The sequence below is a fragment of the Rhodovulum sp. PH10 genome (assembly GCF_000293785.1).
Classification (GTDB): domain Bacteria; phylum Pseudomonadota; class Alphaproteobacteria; order Rhizobiales; family Xanthobacteraceae; genus Rhodoplanes.
In genome coordinates this window covers 30,848-56,114 of record NZ_AKZI01000008.1, presented here as the reverse complement: position 1 = coordinate 56,114, position 25,267 = coordinate 30,848, and the positions used below count along the sequence as shown (strand labels likewise).

The following is a 25,267-nucleotide window of genomic DNA, read 5'->3' as shown; positions in this document are numbered from 1 at the left end:
TCGCCGTTTTTCCCGTGACGGCAACGCGGTGGCGCGGCAGAGGTTGCCGCCGAAAGCCGAGGCGTCGGCGGTCGAATGCCCGGGGTCGGCGACGAGACACAGGAACGAAGCCGCGCACGCCCGCATTGGCGAGCAGGGGGCCGGAACGCCGAGCCGTCCGTGCCCCCGAGGCGGTCCGGCCGAACGAACGCCTCCGCCTCCGCCGGCCGCCGCGCGCCTCTCCCTCGCGCCACCGGCCTCGTTCGCGAGGAGCCGCGGACGAGCCGATGGAGACCGCGAGCGGAGAGGCGATGCGGGGGGCACTCGTGCGGCACTCGTGCCGGGCATCGTACCTTCGGTTTCTCGCCGCCGCAGCCTTCCGGCCCGGACCTCCGAGCCGCGATCCGAGGGGGCGAGCCCCTCAGGCGAGGCGGCCGGCGGTGTGCAGGATCAGCACGTCGCGGATCGCCTTGTTGAGCGGCGTCGGCACGCCGACCGCGGCGCCGAGATCGACCACCCCGCCCGACAGCCACGGCAGCTCGAGCCGCCGCCCCGCCGCGAGGTCGTGATACATCGAGGCGACCATTTCCGCGGGCAGCGTGTCGACGAAGGCGAGCCGGTCGGCGGCGAAATCCTCGGCGATCGACACGCCGCTCGCGCGCGCCACCGCCACCACCTCCTCCATCACGCCGAGCAGCAGCGCGCGGGTGTGCGGATTGGTGCGCACCGGCCCGATGGTGCAGCGGGTGGCGCAGGTGGTCGCCGAAAGGCCGACCAGGAAGACGAACTTCTGCCAGATCTCGCGGGTGATGTCGGGGCTGATCTCGGCGGCGACCCCGCCGGCCTTGCAGGCCTCGAGAAAGGCCTCGGCGCGCGGCGACACCCGCCCGTCGAACTCGCCGAAGGCGAGCCGCTGCATCTGCCCGACCTGGGTGATGGTCCCGGGCCGCGGCACCGCCGCGGAAATTTGCGCGATCGCCCCCATCACGGGCGCCTCGCCGAGGATCGGCCGCAGCATGTCGTCCTTCTGCACGCCGTTCTGCAGCGACAGCACCGCCGTGTCCGGCCCGACGATCGGCAGGATCGCGCGGGCGGCGGCTTCCGTGTCCCACAGCTTGACGGTGAACAGCACGACGTCGACCGGCCCGCCGATCGAGGCCGGGTCGTCGGTCGCGGTCACCCGCGGCAGCGCGAACGACTCGATCGTGCTCTCGACCGTGAGCCCGTTCGCCTTCATGGCGTCGAGATGCGCGCCGCGGGCGACGAACACGACGTCGGCGCCGCCCTTGGCGAGCCTCGCCCCGTAATAGCCCCCGAGCCCGCCGGCTCCCATCACCGCGATCCGCATGCGCTTCTCTCCGACTTTCCGACGCTTCCGACACCGGCACGACCGTCACGACGCGGCGGTCGAAAATGCCTCTACTCCACCGCCCGGCCGGGCGACAGGGGGCGTGCCGCTCGCCGCGCATGCGGCGGCGCGGTCGCGAGCCCTCGGGCCTGCCGCCGCCGGCGCCGGGAGGCGTCCGGCAGCGGCGCCGCCGAGCGGCGCGAAACCCTTGGCCGCAACCGCTAATCCGCCGCAGGCAGGGGGCGGCCCGGCGTTCTTGAACGCTTAAAACTTTTGCCCATATCTTGGAGGTCCGGGCCGCGGTGGGCCGATCGTACCACCGGCCCGGGCTGGAGCGCCGCAAGGGCTCCAAAACCCCCAAAGTCGCTGACCAAGGACTTTGACATGACGCGTGTGTCCTCGCTTTCCAGCCCCTTCCTGCTCGGATTCGACGAGATCGAGCGGGCGCTCGACCGGGTCACCAAGGCCGCGGACGGCTATCCGCCGTACAATATCGAGCGGATCGGCGGGGCGGAGGGTCAGGCCGAACGGCTGCGCATCACGCTCGCCGTCGCCGGCTTCACCCGCGAGCAGCTGGACGTCACGGTGGAGGAGAACCAGCTCTTCATCCGCGGCCGCCAGCAAGAGGACAAGGCACGCCAGTATCTGCATCGCGGCATCGCCGCACGGCAGTTCCAGCGCACGTTCCTGCTGGCTGACGGGATGGAGGTATTGGGCGCCGACCTGAAGAACGGACTGCTGTCGGTCGACCTCGCACGCCCGGAACCCGAGCGCGTGGTCCGGTCGATCGCCATCTCCGAGCAGGAGTGACCCGCAGGAGTGATCCGAAAGGCACGCTGCTCGTCCGTCCGAGGGTCCCGCAAAGGACTCGGCACAGCAACAAGAACGAGGAGTCGAGGGCCATGACCAACGAAGCCACCACCACCCGCAACCCCGGCATCTCTCTCGAGGCGCTGGCCCATCTCGGCGACGGCCGCATCGCCTATGTGAAGGCGATCCGCTCCGAGGATCTGCCGTCCCTGTTTCCGCAAGCGCCCCAGGTGGCGCCGGGCATGCAGCTGTTCGCCCTGCACGCCGCCGACGGCACGCCGATCATGATCACCGACAGCCGCGAGGCGGCGGTCGCCAATGCCTGGAGCCAGGAGCTCGAGGCGGTCAGCGTGCACTGACCGACCGGTCGGCCGACCGGTCGGCGGGGCGGGCGACCCCCGGCCCCGTCGACCGACCCGTCCATCGCCGGGCCGCCCGATGGGACGATCCCACCACCACCGTGCCCGGCCCGTGCGCCGGGCATCGTGCTTTTTTATTTCCCGAAACGCTCGCCGCGGCGGGTCCCCGTCGGATCACCGGCACGGCAGATCGCGCCGCATGAAGACGCGGGAGCCCTCGTCGAGCCCCCGCGCGACGTGCTGCGCGCGAATCTCGCGCAGCGACGGCGACAGATCGGCATCCTCCAGCGCGGCGAAGCCGAGCCGGCGATAATAGGGGGCGTTCCACGGCACGTCCCGAAAGGTCGACAGCAGCAGCGCCGACCAGCCCCGCTCGCCCGCGAGCGCGGCGACCCGCGCGATCAACGCGGCGCCGATGCGACGCCCGGCATGGGCGGGCAGCACGTCGATCTCCTCGATATAGGCCCCGGCATCGACCGGCCGCACCATCACGAAGCCGATCGCGGTGTCGGCGTCCCGATCGGTCGCGACCAGCAGTCGTCCGGCCGCGATCCGATCGGCCAGCACCGCCGCGGCGGTCGCCGCGTGCCCGGCGACGGCGGCGAACGGGGTGGCGAGGAAGCGGGTCGCGGCCAGCCTCTCGATCTCCCGGAGCCGGTCGATCTCGGCGGCGACACCCTGGCGAATCGGCACGGCGGGGGGATGGCTCACGTCGACCGGCCGGCGAGGCCGCCGGTCGTGGCGCGCGCGACGGCCGACCTCATGCCATCGGCGGCGGCAGCGCCAGCACCGCATAGAGCGCCTCGCGGTCGTGCGAGTCGCGCAGCATGCGGGTGATCTCCGGCTCGCGCAGCATGCGGGCGATGCGGGCGAGCGCCTTCAGATGGTCGGCGCCGGCGCTCTCGGGGGCGAGCAGCAGGAAGACGAGGTCGACCGGCTGGCCGTCGAGCGCCTCGAAGTCGATCGGCCGGTCGAGCCTGGCGAACAGGCCGAACAGCTTGTCGAGCTTGGGCAGCTTGCCGTGCGGGATGGCGATGCCGCTGCCGATCGCGGTCGAGCCGAGCCGCTCGCGCTGCATCAACACCTCGAGGATCTCGCGCTCGGTGCGGCCGGTCAGCTCGGCGGCCCGCTCGGCGAGCTCCTGCAGCGCCTGCTTCTTGGTGTTGACCTTGAGCGCCGGAATGACCGCTTGCGGCGCAATCAGATCATTCAACGGCATGGATCGGTCCGATACGGGGGAAAGGGGGCTCGGCGCTCGCCCTGGGGCGCCATGGCGGCGCGGACGATAAGGAGCCCTCCCGGGCACGTCAATAGCCCCGCCCCCCGCGCGAAAACGGCGCCGTTCGCCCCACCAGGGGGCGCCTCTGCCCTGCGGCCGGCGTGCGTTGACTTTGCCGGACCGGAGCGGAACGGTGAGACGCGGACAACAGAGAAGAGGGTCGAGAATGACATCTCCCATGCTGCCACGCGAGCGATGCGACTATTCCGCGATCGTCGATCGTCCCGCGCTGAAGCTGCCCGGAGGCGCCCGCATCGTCGTCTGGTCCATCGTCAATTACGAGGTCTGGGACATCTCCCGCCCGATGCCCCGCCAGGCCCTGCCGGCCCCGACCGGGGTGCAGCTGCTGCCCGACGTGCCGCACTGGAGCTGGCACGAATACGGCATGCGGGTCGGGGCGTGGCGATTCTTCTCGCTCTACGAGCGGCTCGGCATCCGCCCGACGCTCGCCGCCAACGGACGCCTGTGCGAGGCCTATCCGCGGGTCGCCGAGGAGGCGAAGCGGCTCGGCTGGGAGTTCATGGGCCACGCCTACGATCAGATGCCCATGCACAAGTGGGAAAACCAGGCCGAGATGATCGCCCGCACCCAGGAGGTGCTCGGCCGCTTCGCCGGCAAGCCGCCGGTCGGCTGGCTCGGCCCGGGCCTCACCGAGACGCTGGAGACGCCCGACCTCCTGAAGGCGGCCGGCGTGAAGTACATCGCCGACTGGGTGCACGACGACGAGCCGACCACCATCCGCACCACCCACGGGCCGCTGGTGACGCTGCCCTACACCGTGGAGCTCAACGACATCACGCTGATGGCGATCCAGCACCACGAGAGCAAGCAGTTCCTCGAGCGCGCGATCGACCAGTTCGACCGGCTTTACGAGGAGGGCAAGGACCGCGCGAAATTCATGGCGATCGCGATCCATCCCTACATCAGCGGGCAGCCGCACCGGATCAAGTATCTCGAGCAGATCTACGCGTACGTGAACCGGTTCGAGGGGGTGCTGCACTGGAACGGCGAGCAGATCCTCGACTGGTACGAAGGCCTGCAGGCTCCCGCCGCCGCCGCCGAGTGAGTCCTGCGGCAGGAAACTACGACCTCATCCCGAGGGTCGCCGAAGGCGACGTCTCGAAGGATGAGGCCCGCACCGTGGCCTCGTCCTTCGAGACGCACTCCTGCGGAGTGCTCCTTCAGGACGAGGTCGGACTCTGTCGCCGTGGTATGAGTGCCGCTGCAAACGACGCCCGGCCTCGCAGCGAGATCGTGAACCTTCGCCCCGGCCTGCGCGGCCGGGGCTTTTCTCTTCCCGTCCGGCCATCCGGCATGCATTCCGGCAACGCAGCCATGCGCCGCGCGAGCGGCGCCTAGTCGCCACACTGCGCCGCGCGAGCGGCGCCTAGTCGCCACACTGCGCCGCGCGAGCGGCGCCTGGTCGCCACACTGCGCCGCGCGAGCGGGCCCTTCCGATACAGGACTGCGCGATGAAACAGAGCCCGGGCGAGCCCGCGGTCACGACCCGCTGCGCGGCCCGTGCTCGGTGTTGTCGCTGATGACGAGGCCGGACATCGGCTCGATCCACGACAGGTGGCTCACCACGTCCTTCACGCCGGGCACGTTCTCGGCGCACACCTTCATCGCCGCCGCCTGCTTCGATTCGGTGATGCTGCCCCACAGCTCCACCACGCCGTCCTTGACCACCACGTCGACCAGGGCGACCGGCGCCCATGGCTGGCCGGCCAGCTCGTCGAGCACACGCTGGCGGATGTCGGCGTCGCTGGCCGCCGCCGGCGGCATGTCCCGGCTGACGCTGGCGAGCGCGTGCAGAAGATTCGCGCGGCTGACGATGCCGACCACCTCGCGGCCGCGCACCACCGGCACCCGCTTGACCCGCCGCCGCTCCATGATCGAGACGATCGCGTCGAGCGTGGTGTCCTCGGTCACGGTGACCGGGTCGCGCGTCATCACCTCCTCCACCTTGCGCCCGTGCGAGCGCACATAATCCTTGGCGAGGCTGTTCGGGCCGATCAGGATCTCGAGCCAGCGCGGCCGCTTGCGGCAGGTTCCGGTCTCGGCGCGGCGCAGGAAGTCGCCTTCGGTGACGATGCCCACCAAGTCGCCCTCGCCGTCCACCACCGGCAGGCCGCTGATGCGGTTGTCGAGCATTTGTCGAACCGCCTCCTCGACGGTCGCCTCGGGGCGGATCGACACGACCCGGCTCGTCATCACATCGCAGGCTTTCATCGCAGGTCCTCCTCTCCGTCCGGATCCCGGCTGCTTCGGCGCGACGGAGGCGAGGCGCCCGAGCGGCGGAGCCCTGCCCGCGCCACCGGCGCCGGCCTCTCCCATCGACACGCCCCCATGAATACTCCCCCTCTAATCAAGTGGGGACGAATTGTGACGGGCGCGCCTCTCGCGGAGGAATATTCCCCCGATTTCCGCTGGCCGGGCGGCCGATCCGGACGGTACGATCGTCGATATTGCGCGACAACGGGACCGTGAAGCGAGGATGTCGCGCCGCGATCGCGTGTGCTATGCGACATGGCTTCGATGGCCCGGCCGGGCGTACCAGGAGAGCACGACATGGATAGAGCGGTTGCGGCGTCGAACGGTCCACGGGGCGAGCTCGGCGAGCTCGGGCTCGGGGCGCCGCCGGTGCCGAGCTATCTCGATGTCCACTACTGGTGGGCCTATGTGCACCCGAACGCCATCAAGGTGTTCGAGCGGCAATGGCTCGCCAACCTGATTCTCTGGGGCAATTACGGCCGGCTGCGCGACGCCGCGCTCGACGCGCTGGGCGACCGGCTGCCCGGCCGCACGCTGCAGATCGCCTGCGCCTATGGCGACCTGACACCGCACCTCGCCGACCGGGTCGCGGCCGGCGACGGCAGCCTCGACATCGTCGACGTGCTGCCGGTGCAGCTCGCCAATCTGCGCCGCAAGCTCGCGCCGGACGCTCCGGCCCGCCTGCTCGAGATGGATTCGGCGGCGCTCGAGCTGCCGGACGACACGTACGACCGCGTCGTGCTGTTCTTCCTGCTGCACGAGCAGCCGACCGAGTGGCGTCGCCGCACCATCGCCGAGGCCTTGCGGGTGGTGAAGCCCGGCGGCCGCGTGGTCATCGTCGACTATGCGCGCCCGCGCTGGTGGAACCCGCTGCGCTGGACTTTTCAGCCGCTGCTGGCCGTGCTCGAACCGTTCGCGCTCGATCTGTGGCGCGACGACATCACCACCTGGATCCCGGAGACCACGAGCGCCCGCCCGGTGGCGCGCGGCTCGTATTTCGGCGGCCTTTATCAAAAGCTCGTTCTCGCCTGTTGAGCGGCGATCCGCCATTTTTGCCCGTCGGCCCTGCGGGAACCGACTCTTGCTTTTTATCAAGGTGTTGCGTCGGGGCGGATGCGATGGTCGAGGTGAGGGGACAGGATTTTCTGGGGGACTCCCCGCCCGTTTCGAGGTTACCGAAGATGCCGACTGCTGCAGTACGTACGCCGGCCCCGGCGCGAACCGAGGCCGGTTCGCCGGTGGATAGCGCCAAGGCCCCCACCCTCTCGATTCCGCGTTATCTCCAGCGGCATTATTGGTGGGCCTACATCCACCCGAACGCGATCCGCTTTTTCGATCACGACCCGATCATCAACTTCATCCTGTGGGGCAATTACGCGAAGCTGCGCAATGCCGCGCTCGACGAGCTGGGCGAGACGCTGCCGGGCCAGACGCTGCAGGTGGCGTGCGCCTATGGCGACCTGACGCCGCATCTCGCCGAGCGGGCCGCCGCCGGCGGTGGCCGGCTCGACGTGATCGACATCGTGCCGGCGCAGCTGCGCAACACCCGCCGCAAGCTGAAGGCCGACGCGCCGGTGCGCCTCCTCAACATGGACGCCTCCGACCTCAATTTGGCCGACGAGAGCTACGACCGGGCGATCGTCTATCTGCTGTTCCACGAGCAGCCGGACGAGTATCGCGAGCGCACGCTCGCCGAGATCTTCCGGGTGGTGAAGCCGGGCGGCACGGTGGTGATCATCGACTTCGCGCAGCCCGAGTGGTGGCACCCGTGGCGCTACTGGTTCAAGCCGCTGCTCGCCGTGCTCGAGCCGTTCGCGCTCGACCTGTGGAAGAAGCCACTGACCAGCTGGATGCCGGCCCCGTGGTCCGAGCGCGAATGGCCGCGCCGGCAGTATTTCGGCGGCTACTTCCAGAAGCTCGTGATCACGCGCTGACGCGCGCCGCCGACACGACCGGCGCCGAAACACAACGGCGCCGACGCGACGGGCATCGAGACGTCCCGGCGGCCGAGCCGCCGAGACGATCAGAGAACACCGAAATTTTGCCGCGGGTCACCGACCGGCGGCGTAGCCCTGCATGCCGCGCGGATTGGCCGCGGCGCGCCGCCGCACGCCGTCGCGCGAAGCCGCAGTGAGCCGCCCCTCCGACCACGCACCGCCGACCTCCACCACGTGGCCGCGCTTCTCCAGCTCGGCACGGGTCGCCTCCGGCAAGCGCTCCTCGACGACGAGAACGCCGGGACGCGCGGTGCGCGGCCAGAACGACCCCGGAAAATGCTCGCTGTGCCAGGCCGGAGCGTCGATCGCCTCCTGCAAATTCAGGCCGGCATGGACGTGCCGCAGGAAGAGCTGGGTCGACCACTGGTCCTGCTGGTCGCCGCCCGGCGTGCCCCAGGCGAGATAGGGCTCGCCGTCGCGCAGCGCCATGGTCGGCGACAGCGTCGTGCGCGGCCGCTTGCCCGGCGCCAGCGCCGCCGGGTGCCCTTCCTCCAGCCAGAACATTTGCGCCCGCGTTCCCAGGCAAAAGCCGAGGTCCGGGATGGTCGGCGACGACTGCAGCCAGCCGCCCGACGGCGTCGCCGAGACCATGTTGCCGTCGCGGTCGACGATGTCGAAATGCACGGTGTCGCCACGCACCTCGCCGGGCACGGGATCACTCCCCCGCGTGCCGATCCGCCCGACCGTCGGCTCGCCGGCGCCCGCCGTGCCGCCCGCACGCGCCTGCCGCACCTTCACCGCCGCGCCGAACCCGTCGATCGTGCCGGGCCGCTGCTCGAGCGAGGCCTCGGCGCCGACCAGCTTGCGGCGCGCGTCGTTGTAGGCGTCCGACAGCAGCACGTCGGTCGGCACCTTCGCGACCTCCGGATCGCCGTAAAACGCCTCCCGGTCGGCATAAGCGAGCTTTGCGCACTCGACCTGGAGATGGACGAAGTCGGGCCCCGCCGGATCGAGACCATCGAGCGAGAAGCCCTTCAGGAGCGCGAGCTGCTGCAGCATCACCGGGCCTTGTGACCAAAAACCCGCCTTGCACACCGTGTAGCGGCCGTAGTCGTAGGTGACCGGCGCCTCGATGCGGGCCCGGAAGGTCGCCATGTCGTGGCCGGACAAGAGGCCGCGATGGCGCTCGCCGGAGGTGTCCATCACCTTGGTGGTGCGGCAGAAGCGATCGATCGCCGCGGCCACGAAGCCCTGCGACCAGATCTTTTTCGCCCGCGCGATCTCGGCGTCGCGGCCGCCGCCGCCCGCCTCGGCCTCCTTCAGGAGCCGGCCATAGGTGTCGGCGAGCACCGGATTGGCGAACAGCGTGCCGGTCGCCGGCACCTCGTTGCCCGGCAGCCACAGCGCCGCCGAGGTCGGCCAGTGCTGACGAAACAGCGGCGCCACCGAGGCGATGGTCGCGTTTGCCCGCTCGACCAGCGGATGGCCGTTGCGGGCGTAGGAGATCGCCGGCTCCAGCACGTCGCGAAGCCGCATCGTGCCGTACTGCCCGAGCAGCATCATGTAGGCCTCGAAGGTGCCCGGCACGCAGGCCGCCAGGAGCCCGGTGCCCGGCACCATGTCGAGGCCGATCCCGCGATAATAGGCGATGGTCGCCGCCGACGGCGCCGGGCCCTGCCCGCAGATCACCTCGGTCTTGCCGCGCCGCACGTCGTGCAGAAGGATCGGCACGTCGCCGCCCGGCCCGTTGAGATGCGGCTCGACCACCTGCAGCACGAAGGCGGTGGCGACCGCCGCGTCGAAGGCGTTGCCGCCCTTCTCGAGCGTCGCCATGCCGACCGCGGTGGCGATCCAGTGGGTCGAGGCGACGACCCCGAAGGTGCCCTCGATCTCGGGCCGGGTGGTGAAGGGACGGGGGTGCGTGCTCATGGCCGGTTCCGGGCATTTCGGGGGAATGGCGGCACGGCCGGAGGCGGTACCGCGCGACGGCGCGCACTTGACCACAGCTGCGCCGCCCCGCCAATGGCCCGCCCCGAGCGGCCCACGAGGGCCGCCGATGGCGCGCCGGCCGGGCCCGGGTCGGGCTACCACGAAACGGGAGGAAACCGGGGTTTCACGAACACAACCTCGTGATCCTCAGCCGGTGAGAAAAGCTATTCCGATCCCTCCGAATCGTTGCATCATTGCACGATACAACCCTGACAATATTCTTTTCCGCGAATAATTTAGTAAGGATTCGTCCGACTTCAGGCCGGTTGTCTTTCTTGATAGGCAGCCCGGTCGATCTTTTGTTGCGTTTCTTCACACCGACGGTTGCGGACCGATCCGCGCTCGGGCATCCCGTCCGAGGCCAGGAGGACATCCATGACGACACTCGTGCGCAGCAACCCCAGAGGGCACTGGGCCCTGTGGGCTCTGATCGTGGTGCTCGGCACCGTCTCGCTCGGGATCGTCGCGTTGCACCGGGGCGAGAGCATCAACGCCGCCTGGCTGGTGGTCGCCGCGGTCTGCACCTATCTCGTCGCCTACCGCTTCTACGCGCAGTTCATCGCCGACCGCGTGCTCGGCGTCGAGCCCGAGCGCAAAACCCCGGCGCACCGTCACAATGACGGGCTCGATTACGTGCCGACCAACAAGTACGTGCTGTTCGGCCACCATTTCGCGGCGATCGCCGGCGCGGGCCCCTTGGTCGGCCCGGTGCTGGCGGCACAGATGGGGTATCTCCCCGGCACGCTGTGGATCCTCGCGGGCGTCGTCTTTGCCGGCGCCGTGCAGGACATGACCGTCCTGTTCTTCTCGACGCGGCGTGACGGCCGCTCGCTCGGCGACATCATCCGCGCCGAGATGGGTCCGGTCGCCGGCGGCATCGCGCTGGTCGGCGTGCTGCTCATCATGATCATCCTGCTCGCCGTGCTGGCGCTGGTGGTCGTGAAGGCGCTGGTCGGCAGCCCGTGGGGCACCTTCGCCGTCGTCTGCACCATCCCGATCGCGATGCTGATGGGCATTTACACGCGATTCATCCGGGTCGGGCGGATCGCCGAGATGTCGATCATCGGCTTCGTCCTCCTGATGGCCGCGCTACTGTTCGGCCGCACGGTGTCGCAGACGCCCGAGCTCGCCCAGTGGTTCACCTGGAACGGCAAGCAGCTGGCGATCGCGATCATCGGCTACGGCTTCGTCGCCTCGGTGCTGCCGGTGTGGCTGCTGCTCGCGCCGCGCGACTATCTCTCGACCTTCCTGAAGGTCGGCACCATCTGCCTGCTCGCGATCGGCATCCTGATCGTCCAGCCGGACCTGAAAATGCCGGCGATCACCAAGTTCGTCGACGGCACCGGGCCGGTGTGGGCCGGCAGCCTCTTCCCGTTCCTGTTCATCACCATCGCCTGCGGCTCGGTGTCGGGCTTCCACGCGCTGATCTCGTCGGGCACCACCCCGAAGATGATCGAGAACGAGAGCCAGATCCGGCTGATCGGCTATGGCGGCATGCTGATGGAGTCGTTCGTCGCCATCATGGCGCTGATCGCCGCCACCGTGATCGAGCCCGGCGTCTATTTCGCGATGAACAGCCCGGCCGGCCTGATCGGCACCTCGGTCGAGCAGGCCTCGCAGGTGATCGGCACCTGGGGCTTCGTGGTGACGCCCGACATGCTGACCCAGATGGCCTCCGACGTCGGCGAGCACACCGTGCTGTCGCGCGCCGGCGGCGCCCCGACGCTCGCGGTCGGCATGGCCCACATCCTGTCCGGCCTGATCGGCGGCAAGGCCTTGATGGGCCTGTGGTACCACTTCGCGATCCTGTTCGAGGCGCTGTTCATCCTCACCACCGTCGATGCCGGCACGCGGGTGGCGCGCTTCATGATCCAGGACATGGTCGGCAGCGTGATCACGCCGTTCCGCAACACCGAGAGCTGGGTCAACAACCTGATCGGCTCGGCGCTCGCGGTGATGTGCTGGGGCTACTTCCTGTACCAGGGCGTGATCGATCCGCTCGGCGGCATCAACACGCTGTGGCCGCTGTTCGGCATCTCCAACCAGATGCTGGCGGCGATCGCGCTGACCATGTGCACGGTCGTGCTGTTCAAGATGAAGCGCGAGCGCTACGCCTGGGTCACCATGGTGCCGACCGCGTGGCTGCTGATCTGCACGCTCACCGCCGGATTGGAGAAGATCTTCCATCCGAACCCGAAGATCGGCTTCCTGGCGCACGCCCAGATGTTCGGCGACGCGCTGGCGCAGAACAAGATCCTGGCGCCGGCCAAGACCCTCGAGGAGATGAGCCGGGTGGTGTTCAACGACTATGTGGACATGGCGCTCGCCGCCGCCTTCGTCGCGGTGGTGCTGGCCATGCTGGTGTTCGGCATCGCCTCGATCCGCAAGGCGCTCGGCACCATCCGCATCACCGCCACCGAGGTCGGCGACCTCGGCGGGAGGACGGTCCGTGCCTGAGGCCGGCCGGCAGCTCGATCGCAACGACCCCGCCGGCGCGAGCGCGCCGGCGGCCGAGCAGGGCACGCTCGGCATCATGGGGTGGGCGGTGCGCACCGCCCGCCTGATGGTCGGCGTGCCCGACTACGACACCTATGTCGCGCACCGCCGGGAAACCCATCCCGGCGAGCCGATCATGACCTACGAAGAATTCTTCCGCGAGCGCCAGGACGCCCGCTACGGGTTCGGCAAGGGCGGCCGCTTCCGCTGCTGCTGACCACTCGTGGTCCCACTGGTGGTTCCGCTCGCGGGCCCACTCGTGGGCTCACGCTCGGGCTCACGCGCGACGAGGAGAGACCTGGCGGCCCCGGCGACGGGGCCGTTTTTTTTCGTGCGGAGAGCGCAGCGTCCATTCGCACGCGGCTTCGAGACATCGCACGGCTTGCGCGCCTCTCTCGCCTGCCCGAGCATCGCGCATTGACGCGATATAGCTCCGAGGCTATACATGGCATGGACGGTCGTCTTCGACGATGTCTTCGATCGCGAATTCGAGACGCTGGCCGATGGTGTCCAGGATGCGCTGCTGGCTTCGGCCAAGTTGCTCGCGGAGTACGGTCCGCGGCTCGGGCGGCCGCATGTGGACACCCTGGCGGGCTCGACCTACGCGAACATGAAGGAGCTCCGCTTCGAAGCGGACGGCGGCGTCTGGCGGATCGCTTTCGCGTTCGACCCCCGACGCCATGCGATCCTTCTCGTCGCCGGCGACAAAGCGGGGGTCGGTGGCAGGCGTTTCTATCGAGCCCTGATCGCCAAGGCCGACCGGCGTTATGCCGCCCATCTCGCGCGGCTCGCCGGAACCGGACGAGGATGAGCCGGGACACAGGGAACTCGGAAAGGGATTCGGACCATGGCCCGCACGCTCGACGATGTTCTCGCCTCGCTACCCAAAACCCGGCAGCGGCGGGTCGACTCCCGCTTCCGCGAACTGAAGGACGAGGTCGAGAGCTTGCAGGAGCTGCGGCGCGTCACCGGCAAGGTGCAGGCGGACATCGCCGCCGCACTCGAGATCACCCAGCCCTCGGTGTCGAAGATCGAAAAGCAGACCGACATGTATCTGTCGACGCTGCGGAGCTTCGTCGAAGCGATCGGCGGCGAGCTGGAGCTGGTGGTCCGGCTTCCGTCCCGCCCGCCGATCCGGCTGCGGTCGCTCGGCGAGATCGCCCCGACGGCTCGGACGACAGCCGCCCCTCGGACCAAGAGGTAGAGAGACGATTGCAGGAGGGCGCAGCACCCCGCATCGGCACGCCTTTGCGTCCTGCCCTCGCGCCGAGTGCCTTCGCCGGTTCTTCGGCCGTTCGGGTATCATGGCGAGGTCCTCACTCCGGCCCCACCCGCGGCCGCCGATCCCCCTCGCGGGCACGGCCGAGAGCCACTATGTTCGACGCACACCCGCACGCAACGAAAGAGCCGCCATGCCCGCCACGACCTCCCTCATCGACCGTGCCGGTCTCGACCGCGCGACCATCGGCACCTTGATCGGCCGCGGGCTCGACGGCGCCGACGACGGCGAGCTCTATCTCGAGTACCGGCAGTCCGAGATGCTCCTGTTCGACAACGGGCGGCTCAAGCAGGCGACCTACGACACCAACCAGGGCTTCGGGCTGCGCGCCGTGAAGGACGAGGCGGTCGGCTACGCCCATTCGTCCGACCTCTCGGAACAGGCGATCGCGCGCGCGGCCGATGCGGTGCGCGCCGTCAAGGGCGGCTATTCCGGCACGCTGGCGGGCGCCCCCGCCCGCACCAATGTCCGCCTCTACACCGACCAGAACCCGCTCGCCGGCCTCGCCTTCGGCGACAAGGTGAAGCTTCTCGAGGCGATCGACGCCTACACGCGCGCAAAAGACCCGCGGGTGCGCCAGGTCACCGCCAGTCTCGCCGCCTCCTGGCAGGTGGTCGAGATCGTCCGGCCGGACGGCGCGAGCTTCCGCGACATCCGTCCGCTGGTGCGCGTCAATGTGTCCGTCGTGGTCGGCGAGGGCGACCGCCAGGAGACCGGCAGCCACGGCTATGGCGGTCGCTCGACGGTCGAGCAGTTCGTCGCGGTCGAGGCGTGGCAGGGCGCGGCCGAGGACGCGGTGCGGCAGGCGCTGGTCAATCTCGAATCGGTGCCGGCGCCGGCCGGCGAGATGGACGTCGTGCTCGGCCCCGGCTGGCCCGGCGTGATGCTGCACGAGGCGGTCGGCCACGGCCTAGAGGGCGACTTCAACCGCAAGAAGACCTCCGCCTTCGCCGGGCTGATGGGCCAGAAGGTCGCCGCCGACGGCGTCACCGTGGTCGACGACGGCACGCTCGGCGCGCGCCGCGGCTCGATCACGATCGACGACGAGGGCACGCCGTCGAACCGCACCGTGCTGATCGAGAACGGCGTCCTGGTCGGCTACATGCAGGACCGGCAGAACGCCCGGCTGATGGGGATGAGCCCGACCGGCAACGGGCGGCGCGAAAGCTATGCCCACGTGCCGATGCCGCGGATGACCAACACCTGCATGCTGGCCGGCACCCGCGAGCCGGAGGAGATCGTGTCCTCGGTGAAGAAGGGGCTCTATCTCGTCAGCTTCGGCGGCGGGCAGGTCGACATCACCTCGGGCAAGTACGTCTTCCAGTGCACCGAGGCCTATCTCGTCGAGGACGGAAAAGTCGGCGCGCCGGTGAAGGGGGCGATGCTGATCGGCAACGGGCCGACCGACCTCCACCGGATCTCGATGATCGGCAACGACCTCGCGCTCGATCAGGGGGTCGGCACCTGCGGCAAGAACGGCCAGGGCGTGCCGGTCGGGGTGGGCCAGCCGACGCTGCGGATGGACCGCATCACCGTCGGCGGGACCGGCGCCTGACGCCGGCGGCGCTGCTGCCGCCGGGGGCGACCTTGCGGGATATTGGCGACCTCTGCACGTGTTGGTATCATAGTCGCGGAACACGAGACAGCGGAGGCAACGCCATGCGCGCGACGCAGCTACTTCCCCTCGCCGCCGTCCTGTCTCTCGCTGCCGCGCATCCCGCGCGCGCCGCCGACTGCCTCGACTCGCAAAGTGCCGCGCGGATCGCGGGCAAGCTCGTCAACGAGATGTTCCACGATGCGGCCGGGCGGCCGGAGCGCGCCTGGATCCTGGTGCTGGACGAGCCGGCCTGCCTGACCGGCCCGGACGAGTTCGACCGGGTCGAGAAGGCCGAGACTTTGCACGTCGCCCCGGCCGAGCAGGATCTGGCGCCGCGCTTCGAGCGGCTGATGGGCAAGATCGTGGTGGTCGAGGGCACGCCGTTCGGCGCCCACACCGCGCATCACCACGCGCCGATCGTGATGATGGTGTCGTCGATCGCGCCGCGCTGAGGCCGGGCGGCCGTCCGAACGGCGACGGAGTCGGGCCTCGTCCAGAGGAGCACTCCGCAGGAGTGCGTCTCGAAGGACGAGGTCATCGTTTCGCTCTGTTGGTATTCTTCGCCTCGCACCGCTGGCCTGCGAGGATCACACCCTCACGTCGACCAGCTTTCCGCGGCCGTCGGTCGGCACCCGGCTCTCGGGGGGCGGCTCGGCGCCGCCGCTCTCCACCGCCCGCTCGATCACGTCGGTGAGGGTGCGGTCCTCGTAGGAGGCGGCCGCCTGCGGCAACTGCGCCTGCAGGCGCTGGGCCGTGTCCGACTGGGCGCGACGCACCGCGTCGAGCCAGGCCACCGTCAGTCCGGTCGTAAGCTCCATGGCGGATCTCCGCGCTGGTGCAGCCGTCTCTCCGATTTCGCGGCCGCAATGCTCGAGACTTCCCTGACGAAACGCGCCGCCGCGGCGTTCGGCCACCGTTTCCTCCGCCGTCTTGCGCGCAAGGTGAATCCTTCGTCACCATCGCCCGGCGCGGCCCGGCGGAATACGCACCGCCCGCCAGAACCGTGCGTCACGCCCGGCGACGCGCCGCCGCAAACCCCGTATGAAGAGCCGATGCGCGCAACTCCCCTGACCATGTCGCCGCTCGACTGGGTGATGCTGATCGCCCTGTCGACGCTGTGGGGCGGCTCCTACTTCTTCGCCAAGATCGCCGTCGCCGAGGTGCCGCCGCTGACCATCGCGTTGGTGCGGGTGGCGATCGCCGCGCCGATCCTGCTCGCCTTGTGCGGCGCGACGGTGCGGCGCGGCCTGCCGCGCCACTGGCTGGCGTTCCTGGTGATGGGCCTGCTCAGCAACGCCGCGCCCTATGCGCTGATCGCCTGGAGCCAAACCCGCATCGGCAGCGGCATCGCGGCGATCCTCAACACCACGACGCCGCTGTTCGCGATCGTGCTCGCCCACCTGTTCACCCACGACGACCGCATCACCCCGGCCCGCACCGTCGGCCTGCTGCTCGGCATCGCCGGCGTCGCGGTGATGGTCGGCCCGACCGCGGTCGAGGGGCTCGGCGGCGAGATTTTGGCGGAGACGGCGTGCCTCGCGGCGTCGGCCTGCTACGCGCTCGGCGCCGTCTACACGCGCCGCTACCGCACGATCGCGCCGGACGGCATCGCCGGCGGGCAGACGCTGGCGGCGAGCCTGCTGCTCGCCGGCCCGGCGCTGCTGATCGACCGGCCGTGGACGCTGCCGGTGCCGTCGCTCGGCGCCACTGCGGCGGTGCTCGCGCTCGGCGCGGTGTCCACCGCGCTCGCTTATGTGATGTATTTCCGCATCCTGGCGCGGGCCGGCGCCACCAACGCGCTCTTGGTGACCTTCCTCGCGCCGGTGAGCGCGGTGCTGCTCGGCGCCGTGCTGCTCGGCGAGCGGCTCGAATCCTACCAGATCGCCGGAATGCTCGGCATCGCCGCCGGGCTGGTCGCGATCGACGGCCGGCTGGTCCGGCGTCTCTTCAGAGGCGGCACGCGCTGAGCGGCCGCGCCCGCGGGCTCGCCCGAGAGGGATCGCAGGGACGGCACGCAGGCGCCGTCCGTCGACAGCGCGAAATCAGCGGGTCGGGATCGGCTTCTCGCCGCGATAGTCGTAAAAGCCGCGCTGGGTTTTCCGCCCGAGCCAACCGGCCTCGACGTATTTCACCAATAGCGGGCACGGCCGGTACTTGGTGTCGGCGAGCCCCTCGTGCAGCACCTGCATCACCGACAGGCAGGTGTCGAGGCCGATGAAGTCGGCGAGCTGCAGCGGGCCCATCGGATGGTTGGCGCCGAGCCGCATCGCGGTGTCGATCGCCTCGACGGTGCCGACCCCCTCGTACAGCGTGTAGATCGCCTCGTTGATCATCGGCATCAGCACGCGGTTGACGATGAAGGCCGGAAAGTCCTCCGAGGTCGCCACCGTCTTGCCGAGCCGGTTGCAGAAATTGCGCGCCGAATCGAACGTGGTGTCGTCGGTGGCGATGCCGCGGATCAGCTCGACCAGCTCCATCAGCGGCACCGGATTCATGAAATGAATCCCGATGAAGCGCTCGGGCCGGTCGGTGGCGGCGGCGAGCCGCGTGATCGAGATCGAGGAGGTGTTGGAGCCGATCAGCGCGTCCGGCCGCAGCATCGGGCAGAGCTGGACGTAGATCTTGCGCTTGACGTCCTCCTTCTCGGTGGCCGCCTCGATCACCAGGTCGCAGTCGCCGAAGCCGTCATAGGCGGTCGCCGGGACGATGCGGGAGAGCGCGGCCTGGCGCTGGTCCTCGGAGATGCGGTTGCGCCGCACCTGCCGGGCCATGTTGCCGTTGATGGTGGCGAGCCCCGCCTTGATCCGGTCCTCGGTGACGTCGTTGAGCACGACGTCGAAACCCGACAGCGCGCAGACATGGGCGATGCCGCTGCCCATCTGCCCGGCCCCGATCACGCCGACCTTGTTGATGCTCGTCATGTGTCCCATCCGAGGGCGTCGCCCCGGCGTCCCCGCACGCCGCGCGCGGGGAGCCGGAGACCGGCCCGATTCTTATATCGCCAGTCTCGTTCCCCCGCCACGGCCGTGACGGGTCGTCGCCGATGCCGGCCGGCCGGTCGACACGCCGCTACTTGCCGGCCTTGGCGAGCTCGTCGGTCAGCTCCGGCAACACCTTGAAGATGTCGCCGACCAGGCCGTAGTCGGCGACCTGGAAGATCGGTGCCTCCTCGTCCTTGTTGATGGCGACGATCACCTTGGAGTCCTTCATTCCGGCGAGATGCTGGATCGCTCCCGAGATGCCGCAGGCGACGTAGAGCTCGGGCGCCACCACCTTGCCGGTCTGGCCGACCTGCCAGTCGTTGGGGGCGTAGCCGGCATCGACCGCCGCACGCGAGGCACCGACCGCGGCGCCGAGCTTGTCGGCCACCGGCTCGATGTACTTGGCGAAATTCTCGCGGCTCTGCACCGCCCGGCCGCCCGACACGACGATCCGCGCCGAGGTCAGCTCGGGCCGCTCGGAGACGGCGAGCTCCTCGCCGACGAAGCGCGACAGGCCGGGATCGGCGGCAGCCGTCACCGGCTCGATCGGCGCAGCCGCTCCGCCCTCGCCGGTCGCCTGGAACGACGAGATGCGCACGGTGATCACCTTCTTGGCGTCGCGCGACTTCACCGTCTGGACGGCGCTGCCGGCATAGATCAGCCGCTGGAAGGTGTCGGGCGCGACCACCTCGATGATCTCCGAGATCTGCATGACGTCGAGCAGCGCGGCGACCCGCGGCATGACGTTCTTGCCGGTGGTGGTGGCCGGCGCGACCAGCGCGTCGTAGCCGGGCGCGAGCGCGACCAGCAGCGCCGCGGTCGGCTCGGCGAGGAGATGCTGATAGATCGGCTCCTCGGTGACCAAGACCTTGGCGACGCCGTCGAGCTTCGCCGCGGTGGCGGCGGCGGTCCCCGCATGGGTGCCGGCGACCAGCACGTGAACCTCCGCACCGAGCGCGCGCGCGGCGGTCAAGGCCTTGGCGGTGGCGTCCTTGAGGACCCCGTCGACGTGTTCCGCAACCAGAAGGGTCGCCATCTCACAGCACTCCGGCTTCGTCTTTCAGCTTCGCGACCAGCTCGGCGACCGAGCCCACCTTGACGCCCGCCTTGCGCGTCGCCGGCTCGACGGTCTTCAGCACCTCGAGGCGCGGCGCGATCTCGACCCCGTAATCGGCCGGGCTCTTCTCGGCGATCGGCTTCTTCTTGGCCTTCATGATGTTGGGCAGCGAGGCGTAGCGCGGCTCGTTGAGGCGCAGGTCGGTGGTGACGATCGCCGGGCCCTTCAGCGCGACGGTCTGGAAGCCGCCGTCGACCTCGCGGGTGACCACTTCCCCCTCGTCCGACATCTCGAGCTTGGAGGCGAAGGTGCCCTGCGGCCAGCCGAGCAATGCCGCCAGCATCTGGCCGGTCTGGTTGCAGTCGTCGTCGATCGCCTGCTTGCCCATGATGACCAGGCCGGGCTTCTCCTCGTCGACGACTTTCGCCAGGATCTTGGCGACCGCCAGCGGCTCGACCACGCCGTCGGCCTTCACCAGGAGGCCGCGGTCGGCCCCCATGGCGAGCGCGGTGCGGATGGTCTCGGCGGCCTGCGCCGGACCGATCGACACGGCGACGATCTCGGTCGCCTTGCCGGCTTCCTTGAGACGAATGGCCTCCTCGACGGCGATCTCGTCGAAGGGATTCATCGACATCTTGACGTTGGCGAGCTCGACTCCGGAGCCGTCCGACTTGACGCGGACTTTGACGTTGTAGTCGACCACCCGCTTGACGGTGACAAGAACCTTCATGGTGTTCACTCCCCACGGCAGCGCGGCAAACTATGGCCCGGTACCGGCACTGTCAACGCGAGCGGAACTGCAGTGCAGCACGAAAGGAAGGCACCCGCTCCGGGTCGTGCGGCCGCGCCGGGGCGCGGCGGCACAGTCGAGAACAGTCGAGAATAGTCGAGCGAAGATCAGCGGTTCTGGCCGGGCGCCCACAACACGTCGCCGCCGCCCCGCGCATTGGCCCAGCGTGCCGCGACGAACAGAAAGTCCGACAACCGGTTGACGTATTGCAGCGCCACGGAGGACACCTCCTCGTCCGGCTGCTCGGCCAGCTCCGCCATCAGCCGCTCGGCCCGCCGGCACACCGTGCGGGCGAGGTGGAGATGGGCGGCGGCCGCCGTCCCGCCCGGCAGCACGAACGAGCGCAGCGGCGAGAGGTCGGCGTTCAGCGTGTCGATCTCCCGCTCCAGGCGCTCGACCTGGGCGGGCGTCAAGGTCAGCCGGGCGCCGTCCGGCCCCTTGCCCTTGGCGGTCGCCGGCACGCACAGCTCGGCGCCGAGGTCGAACAGGTCGTTCTGGATGCGCGCCAGCATGGCGTCGAGGTCGCCGGTGTCCTCCTCGCCGGCCGGGCCGGTGTGCAGGCGGGCGAGGCCGAGCGCCGCATTGGTCTCGTCGACCGTGCCGTAGGCGGCGATGCGGCGATCGTGCTTCTTGCGGCGCTCGCCGGTGCCGAGCGCGGTGGTGCCGTCGTCGCCGGAGCGGGTGTAGATGCGGGTGAGAACGACCATGAGCCTTCCGGATTTTTCGGGGGTTTTGCCGACACCGAGATTAATGCCTGGAAGGATCGCCGCAAGCGGGCGTGTCGGCGCGAAACGTCGGATCCGGCCGATCGGCCTGCGGCCCGCCGGAAAGCGGCCCGACCCGGCCCGGCCCGCCTGCTCCCGGCGCCTCCGGCGTCAGCCGCCCATCGCCCAAATGGTCAGCATGATGACCACGATGGCGAGGAGTTGCAGGATCACCCGCCAGCGCATCAGCGTCTGCGAGCGCGACGGCGGCCCGCCGCGCAGCATGTTGGCGAGGCCGAGCACGAGCACCACGGCGACGGCAGCGATCGCCAAGGGAACGACATACACGCCGAGCGTCTGAGCCATGCACTTCCTTATCATCGGTGGCAGCCGCCTGTCAGCCCGCCACCACCGGCCGCCGCCGCGAGCGGCCGGCGGCCACCACCGACGGCCGCGGCGGTGAACGGCGCCGCCCGCCGGAGTGCGCACCGAAAGGGTATCGCGCCCCTCCCCGGCCGCCCGGCATGCTCGTCCCGAGCCGGGGATCATTGCGCGAAAAAATCCCGCAAGCCATTCGATCGATGCAAGTTTCGCGTGTTCGTTCGAAGCGCGCGAACACCTCGTAAAGCCTAATACGCATTTACGAGAGCGCAGCTGCCGAAATTAAGGAGACCGTGACCGTGGTGCCCCGATGGTACTCCAATGGGAGTGGCTCGGGCATGACCAACGAGAGATCACGGCCGGCCGGCCTGTTCGCAGGCATCCGCATCCGGCTGCTCGGCTTGATCCTGGTGGCCCTGACGCCGTTGATCGGCACCCTCGCGGCGGCGCTGCTGCACGAGCGCGGCGAAGCGATCGACAGCGCCGGGCGGCGGGTCGAGACGCTCGCGCGGCGCACCGCCGGGCGCTATCGGGAGATCGTGGTCGAGGCCCGCACGGTGCTCGAGATGGCGGCGCTCGCCCCCGAGGTGACCGGCGGCTCGCCGCAGACGTGCGCCCGCTTCCTCGACCGCGCCGGCGAGAACCGCCCATGGGCCGACGGCTTCTGGGTGATCGACCCGTCCGGCCGGGTGGTGTGCACCACCACCCCCGGCGGCCTCGACGTCGACCTGTCGGACCGCCCCTACGTCACCCGCGCGATCGCCGAGCACCGCTTCGTGGTCAGCGATTTCCTCGTCAACCGGGTGACCGGCGTGCCGGTGAACGTCGCCGTGCTGCCGCTGCTCGGTCCCGAGGACACCGTCACCGGGCTGGTCGCCGTCACCCTGAAGATGAGCTGGTTCAATCGGCTGGTCGAGGACCTCGGGGCCGACGGCAAGGTCACCTTCTGGCTGACCGACGCCGCCGGCATCCTGATGGCCCGCTTTCCCGAGCGCGCCGAGCGCATCGGCCGGTTCAACGGCGACAGCGAGCTGCTGCAGGAGATGCTGCGGCGGACCGATGGCTGGGCCGACACCGCGACGCTCGACGGGCCGCGCCGCATCTACGGCTTCGTCCAGATCCCGGAGACCGGTGCCCGGGTGGCGGTCGGCCTCGACCGGGCGGAGGTGCTGGCGCCGGTCGAGACGCGGATCGTGCGCGGCATGCTGGTGATCGCCGCGGCGCTGTTCTTGGCGGTCGTCACCGGCATCGCGATGGCGCGGCGGATCGTGTGGCCGCTGGAGGTGCTCACCGCCGGCGCCGAGGCGGCGCGGCGCTCGCGCGCCGTCTCGCTGCCGCGGGTCGAGGGGTACGCCGAGATCGAGTCCTTGTCGCGCTCGCTCGATGCCCTGCTCGACGAGCGCGGGAAGCGCGAGGAGGCGCTGTCGGCCGCCCGCGCCGCCGCCGAAAAGGCCACCGCCGAGGCCCATGTCGCCCACGCCCGCCTGCTCGACGCCCTGGAGACGGTGCCGGTCGGGCTCGCCTTCTTCGACGCCGAGGACCGCTTCGTCCTGTGGAACCGGCGCTACGACGAGATCTACGAGGGAAGCCCGGAGGCGGTGTTTCCGGGCTACACCTTCGAGGAGCGGCTGCGCGCCCGGGTGAAGGCCGACCTTATCCCGTCCGCGCGCGGGCGCGAGGAGGAGTGGATCGCCGAGCGTCTCGCGCGCTTCCACGCCGAGGCGAGCCACCACGAGCAGCAGCTCGCCGACGGCCGCTGGGTGCGCATCGAGGAGCGCCGCACCGCCGACGGCGGCTCGATGGGCATCCGGGTCGACATCACCGAATCGAAGCGGCGGGAGGAGTCGTTCCGGCTGCTGTTCGACGCCAACCCGGTGCCGATGTGGGTGTTCGACCGCGAGACCCTGCGCTTCCTCGCCATCAACGACGCCGCGGTCGAGCATTACGGCTACGACCGCGAGACGTTCCTGACGATGAGCGTGCTCGACATCCGCGACCCGGTCGACCACCAGGAGGCGAGCAAGGTGGCGCGCTCCGACGAGCCCGCCCGCGGCGACCGCGTGTGGCGCCACCGCCGGGCCGACGGCAACGAGGTGCTGATCACCGCCTATACCCGGCTGCTCGACTATCAGGGCCACCCGGCCAAGCTCGCCGCGCTGATCGACATCACCGAGAAGTGGCACGACGAGGCGCGCATCCGCCACCTCGCCCATTACGACGCGCTCACCGACCTCGCCAACCGCACGCTGTTCCGCGCCCGGCTGCAGCGGGCGCTCGACCGCTCGCGCGACCCGGACGAGGGGACCGCGCTGATCTGCATCGACCTCGACGGCTTCAAGGACGTCAACGACACGCTCGGCCACCCGATCGGCGACCAGCTCCTCAAGCTGGTGGCCCGCCGGGTGAGCGGCTGCGTGCGCGAGGAGGACACCCCGGCCCGGCTCGGCGGCGACGAGTTCGCGGTGATCCAGGACGGCATCCGCTCGCGCGAGGACGCGAGCGCGCTCGCCAGCCGCCTGGTCGCCGTCATCAGCGCCCCCTACATGGTCGAGGGGCACGAGATCACGGTGACGCCGAGCGTCGGCATCGCCACCACCTTCGACGGCTCGTGCGACCTCGACGACCTGCTCAACCACGCCGACATGGCGCTTTATCGCGCGAAATCACGCGGACGCAGCGGCCACTGCTTCTTCGCCCCCGAGATGGACGCCGAGCTGAAGGCGCGCCACGCGCTGGAGACGCATCTGCGGGCGGCGTTCGAGCGGCGCGACTTCGCCGTGCACTACCAGCCCTGGGTCGACCTCGCCGACGACAGCGTGTCGGGCTTCGAGGCGCTGCTGCGCTGGCACCATCCCGAGCACGGGCCGGTGTCGCCGGCCGAGTTCGTGCCGCTCGCCGAAAAGATCGGGCTGATCGTGCCGCTCGGCGAATGGGTGCTGATGCAGGCCTGCGCCGACGCGGTGACCTGGCCGGAGCGGGTGAAGATCGCCATCAACCTGTCGCCCGTGCAGTTCCGCACCGGCGACATCGTCGAGACGGTGCGCGCGGCGCTGGCGACGAGCGGGCTTTCGGCGGCACGGCTGGAGCTCGAGATCACCGAGACCGTGCTGCTCGAGGACAACGCCTCCAACCTCGCCACGCTGCACGCGCTGCGCGACCTCGGCGTCAAGGTCGCGATGGACGATTTCGGGACCGGCTATTCCTCGCTCGGCTATCTGCGCCGCTTCCCGTTCGACAAGATCAAGATCGACCGCTCGTTCGTCAGCGAGCTGCCGGGCAGCCACGACTGCCTCACCATCACCCGCGGCATCACCGAGCTCGCCGCCGGCCTGCGCATGACGACCATCGCCGAGGGCATCGAGACGCCCGGCCAGCGCGAGGTGCTGCGCTCGCTCGGCTGCGACGAAGGCCAGGGCTTCCTGTTCGGGCGGGCGGTGCCGGCGAGCGAGGTGGCCGCCATTCTCGCGGCGACGGAATCGGCCGCGGCGTGACGGCCCGGCCTGCTTGCCGGGCCGGGACGCCGGCAACCCGAGCCCGGGAACCGACGATCCTGTGAGCCGGCGAGCCGGCGCGGCCGGCCGCTACAGCGTCACCTGCTCGTGGCCGCATTCCTTGCACTTGTAGCGCACGCGGGTCTCGCCCTTCTCGGCCGAGACGCGGTTCTTGGCGCCGCACTTGCCGCACGTGGCCTCGATCCGGGTCGCCCCGTGCTTGATGGTGACGCTCTTGCGCTCCAGCGCCTCCCGGACCAGGCGCTCGGCTTCCTCGCGCATTTCCTGCTTCGACGCCATCTCGTCCCTTCTTCGTGCTGGTTCCCGGCCGCGGTTGTCCCGCGGCCCCCACCGATGAGGGCGCGCTCTTAGCACGAGTCGGTGGCGGAAGCGCGACCCGGATTTCTGCGCCCGGCACGCCGCAGCCCCCCGGCCGGCGCCGGCCGGAGCGGCGGCGCCCCCTCTCCCCGTGGCGCGAAAAAGCTCGTACCGACGGCGGGAGACCACGGCCTCGTC

The 25,267-nt window shown here is 70.0% G+C and carries 25 protein-coding genes; 13 read left to right on the top strand and 12 right to left on the bottom strand.

Annotated elements, in window-relative coordinates; translation table 11 throughout:
- Positions 1-400: 400 nt before the first annotated feature.
- Positions 401-1,327, bottom strand: coding sequence for a ketopantoate reductase family protein (locus A33M_RS01430; protein ID WP_008382645.1), 927 nt, complete (start codon positions 1,325-1,327; stop codon positions 401-403).
- Between the two features lie 384 nt (positions 1,328-1,711).
- Here A33M_RS01430 and A33M_RS01425 point away from each other — a divergent pair, with 384 nt between their 5' ends.
- Both A33M_RS01425 and A33M_RS01420 read left to right on the top strand, forming a co-directional pair.
- Positions 1,712-2,137, top strand: coding sequence for an Hsp20 family protein (locus A33M_RS01425; protein WP_040618837.1), 426 nt, complete (start codon positions 1,712-1,714; stop codon positions 2,135-2,137).
- A 92-nt stretch (positions 2,138-2,229) separates the two neighbouring features.
- Positions 2,230-2,496: a DUF1150 family protein gene (locus tag A33M_RS01420; RefSeq protein ID WP_008382643.1), complete on the top strand. Its 267-nt coding sequence runs from the start codon at positions 2,230-2,232 to the stop codon at positions 2,494-2,496.
- A gap of 174 nt (positions 2,497-2,670) precedes the next feature.
- Here A33M_RS01420 and A33M_RS01415 read toward each other — a convergent pair whose 3' ends face one another.
- Entirely contained in the window at positions 2,671-3,207 is a 537-nt protein-coding gene (locus A33M_RS01415; RefSeq protein ID WP_202801754.1) for a GNAT family N-acetyltransferase, read from the bottom strand.
- A gap of 49 nt (positions 3,208-3,256) precedes the next feature.
- Positions 3,257-3,715 (bottom strand): PTS IIA-like nitrogen regulatory protein PtsN, encoded by a 459-nt coding sequence (ptsN, locus tag A33M_RS01410; protein WP_040618836.1) that lies wholly within the window; start codon positions 3,713-3,715, stop codon positions 3,257-3,259.
- A 226-nt stretch (positions 3,716-3,941) separates the two neighbouring features.
- On the opposite strand from ptsN, the gene A33M_RS01405 reads away from it, so the two are divergent.
- Positions 3,942-4,841 (top strand): polysaccharide deacetylase family protein, encoded by a 900-nt coding sequence (locus A33M_RS01405; RefSeq protein WP_202801753.1) that lies wholly within the window; start codon positions 3,942-3,944, stop codon positions 4,839-4,841.
- Positions 4,842-5,275: 434 nt separating this feature from the next.
- Here the strand turns inward: A33M_RS01405 and A33M_RS01400 are convergent, their stop codons facing one another.
- Positions 5,276-6,007, bottom strand: coding sequence for a CBS domain-containing protein (locus tag A33M_RS01400; protein ID WP_008382637.1), 732 nt, complete (start codon positions 6,005-6,007; stop codon positions 5,276-5,278).
- Positions 6,008-6,346: 339 nt separating this feature from the next.
- Here A33M_RS01400 and rquA (A33M_RS01395) point away from each other — a divergent pair, with 339 nt between their 5' ends.
- Entirely contained in the window at positions 6,347-7,084 is a 738-nt protein-coding gene (gene rquA / locus A33M_RS01395) for a rhodoquinone biosynthesis methyltransferase RquA (protein WP_008382636.1), read from the top strand.
- A gap of 203 nt (positions 7,085-7,287) precedes the next feature.
- Positions 7,288-7,983 (top strand): rhodoquinone biosynthesis methyltransferase RquA, encoded by a 696-nt coding sequence (rquA, locus tag A33M_RS01390; protein WP_008382635.1) that lies wholly within the window; start codon positions 7,288-7,290, stop codon positions 7,981-7,983.
- 117 nt (positions 7,984-8,100) lie between these two features.
- On the opposite strand, the gene A33M_RS01385 is transcribed toward rquA (A33M_RS01390), so the two are convergent.
- Entirely contained in the window at positions 8,101-9,915 is a 1,815-nt protein-coding gene (locus A33M_RS01385; protein ID WP_040618834.1) for a gamma-glutamyltransferase family protein, read from the bottom strand.
- Positions 9,916-10,350: 435 nt separating this feature from the next.
- On the opposite strand from A33M_RS01385, the gene A33M_RS01380 reads away from it, so the two are divergent.
- The 6 genes from A33M_RS01380 to A33M_RS01355 all read left to right on the top strand — a co-directional run bounded on the left by A33M_RS01380 (position 10,351) and on the right by A33M_RS01355 (position 15,799).
- Complete coding sequence (locus A33M_RS01380) at positions 10,351-12,432, top strand: carbon starvation CstA family protein (protein ID WP_008382632.1); 2,082 nt, start codon at positions 10,351-10,353, stop codon at positions 12,430-12,432.
- A complete protein-coding gene (locus A33M_RS01375; RefSeq protein ID WP_008382631.1) occupies positions 12,425-12,688 on the top strand; it encodes a YbdD/YjiX family protein in 264 nt (87 codons plus the stop codon). Before A33M_RS01380 ends, A33M_RS01375 begins: the two co-directional genes overlap by 8 nt.
- A gap of 228 nt (positions 12,689-12,916) precedes the next feature.
- Positions 12,917-13,282, top strand: coding sequence for a type II toxin-antitoxin system RelE/ParE family toxin (locus A33M_RS01370; protein ID WP_008382630.1), 366 nt, complete (start codon positions 12,917-12,919; stop codon positions 13,280-13,282).
- Between the two features lie 36 nt (positions 13,283-13,318).
- A complete protein-coding gene (locus tag A33M_RS01365) occupies positions 13,319-13,675 on the top strand; it encodes an XRE family transcriptional regulator (protein WP_008382629.1) in 357 nt (118 codons plus the stop codon).
- A gap of 208 nt (positions 13,676-13,883) precedes the next feature.
- Positions 13,884-15,305 carry a metalloprotease TldD gene (tldD, locus tag A33M_RS01360; RefSeq protein WP_008382628.1) on the top strand — a complete coding sequence of 474 codons (1,422 nt, stop codon included), beginning with the start codon at positions 13,884-13,886 and terminating at the stop codon, positions 15,303-15,305.
- A gap of 104 nt (positions 15,306-15,409) precedes the next feature.
- Positions 15,410-15,799, top strand: coding sequence for a DUF4431 domain-containing protein (locus A33M_RS01355; protein ID WP_008382627.1), 390 nt, complete (start codon positions 15,410-15,412; stop codon positions 15,797-15,799).
- 135 nt (positions 15,800-15,934) lie between these two features.
- Here A33M_RS01355 and A33M_RS01350 read toward each other — a convergent pair whose 3' ends face one another.
- Positions 15,935-16,165: a hypothetical protein gene (locus A33M_RS01350; protein ID WP_008382625.1), complete on the bottom strand. Its 231-nt coding sequence runs from the start codon at positions 16,163-16,165 to the stop codon at positions 15,935-15,937.
- Between the two features lie 234 nt (positions 16,166-16,399).
- Between A33M_RS01350 and A33M_RS01345 the strand changes: the two genes are divergently transcribed.
- The gene (locus A33M_RS01345) at positions 16,400-17,314 is read left to right on the top strand and encodes a DMT family transporter (protein WP_040618833.1); all 915 of its coding nucleotides are present in this window, start codon (positions 16,400-16,402) and stop codon (positions 17,312-17,314) included.
- A gap of 75 nt (positions 17,315-17,389) precedes the next feature.
- Here the strand turns inward: A33M_RS01345 and A33M_RS01340 are convergent, their stop codons facing one another.
- The 5 genes from A33M_RS01340 to A33M_RS01320 form a co-directional block, all read right to left on the bottom strand.
- Positions 17,390-18,268 carry a 3-hydroxybutyryl-CoA dehydrogenase gene (locus A33M_RS01340; RefSeq protein WP_008382623.1) on the bottom strand — a complete coding sequence of 293 codons (879 nt, stop codon included), beginning with the start codon at positions 18,266-18,268 and terminating at the stop codon, positions 17,390-17,392.
- A gap of 148 nt (positions 18,269-18,416) precedes the next feature.
- Complete coding sequence (locus A33M_RS01335) at positions 18,417-19,364, bottom strand: electron transfer flavoprotein subunit alpha/FixB family protein (protein ID WP_008382622.1); 948 nt, start codon at positions 19,362-19,364, stop codon at positions 18,417-18,419.
- A gap of 1 nt (position 19,365) precedes the next feature.
- A complete protein-coding gene (locus A33M_RS01330; protein WP_008382621.1) occupies positions 19,366-20,115 on the bottom strand; it encodes an electron transfer flavoprotein subunit beta/FixA family protein in 750 nt (249 codons plus the stop codon).
- A 167-nt stretch (positions 20,116-20,282) separates the two neighbouring features.
- Positions 20,283-20,882: a cob(I)yrinic acid a,c-diamide adenosyltransferase gene (locus A33M_RS01325; protein ID WP_008382620.1), complete on the bottom strand. Its 600-nt coding sequence runs from the start codon at positions 20,880-20,882 to the stop codon at positions 20,283-20,285.
- 168 nt (positions 20,883-21,050) lie between these two features.
- Positions 21,051-21,245, bottom strand: a complete 195-nt coding sequence (locus tag A33M_RS01320; protein WP_008382619.1) for a twin transmembrane helix small protein — start codon at positions 21,243-21,245, stop codon at positions 21,051-21,053.
- 353 nt (positions 21,246-21,598) lie between these two features.
- Between A33M_RS01320 and A33M_RS01315 the strand changes: the two genes are divergently transcribed.
- Positions 21,599-24,751, top strand: coding sequence for a bifunctional diguanylate cyclase/phosphodiesterase (locus tag A33M_RS01315; protein ID WP_008382618.1), 3,153 nt, complete (start codon positions 21,599-21,601; stop codon positions 24,749-24,751).
- Positions 24,752-24,841: 90 nt separating this feature from the next.
- Here the strand turns inward: A33M_RS01315 and A33M_RS01310 are convergent, their stop codons facing one another.
- Complete coding sequence (locus A33M_RS01310; protein ID WP_008382616.1) at positions 24,842-25,051, bottom strand: hypothetical protein; 210 nt, start codon at positions 25,049-25,051, stop codon at positions 24,842-24,844.
- Between the last annotated feature and the right edge of the window lie 216 nt (positions 25,052-25,267).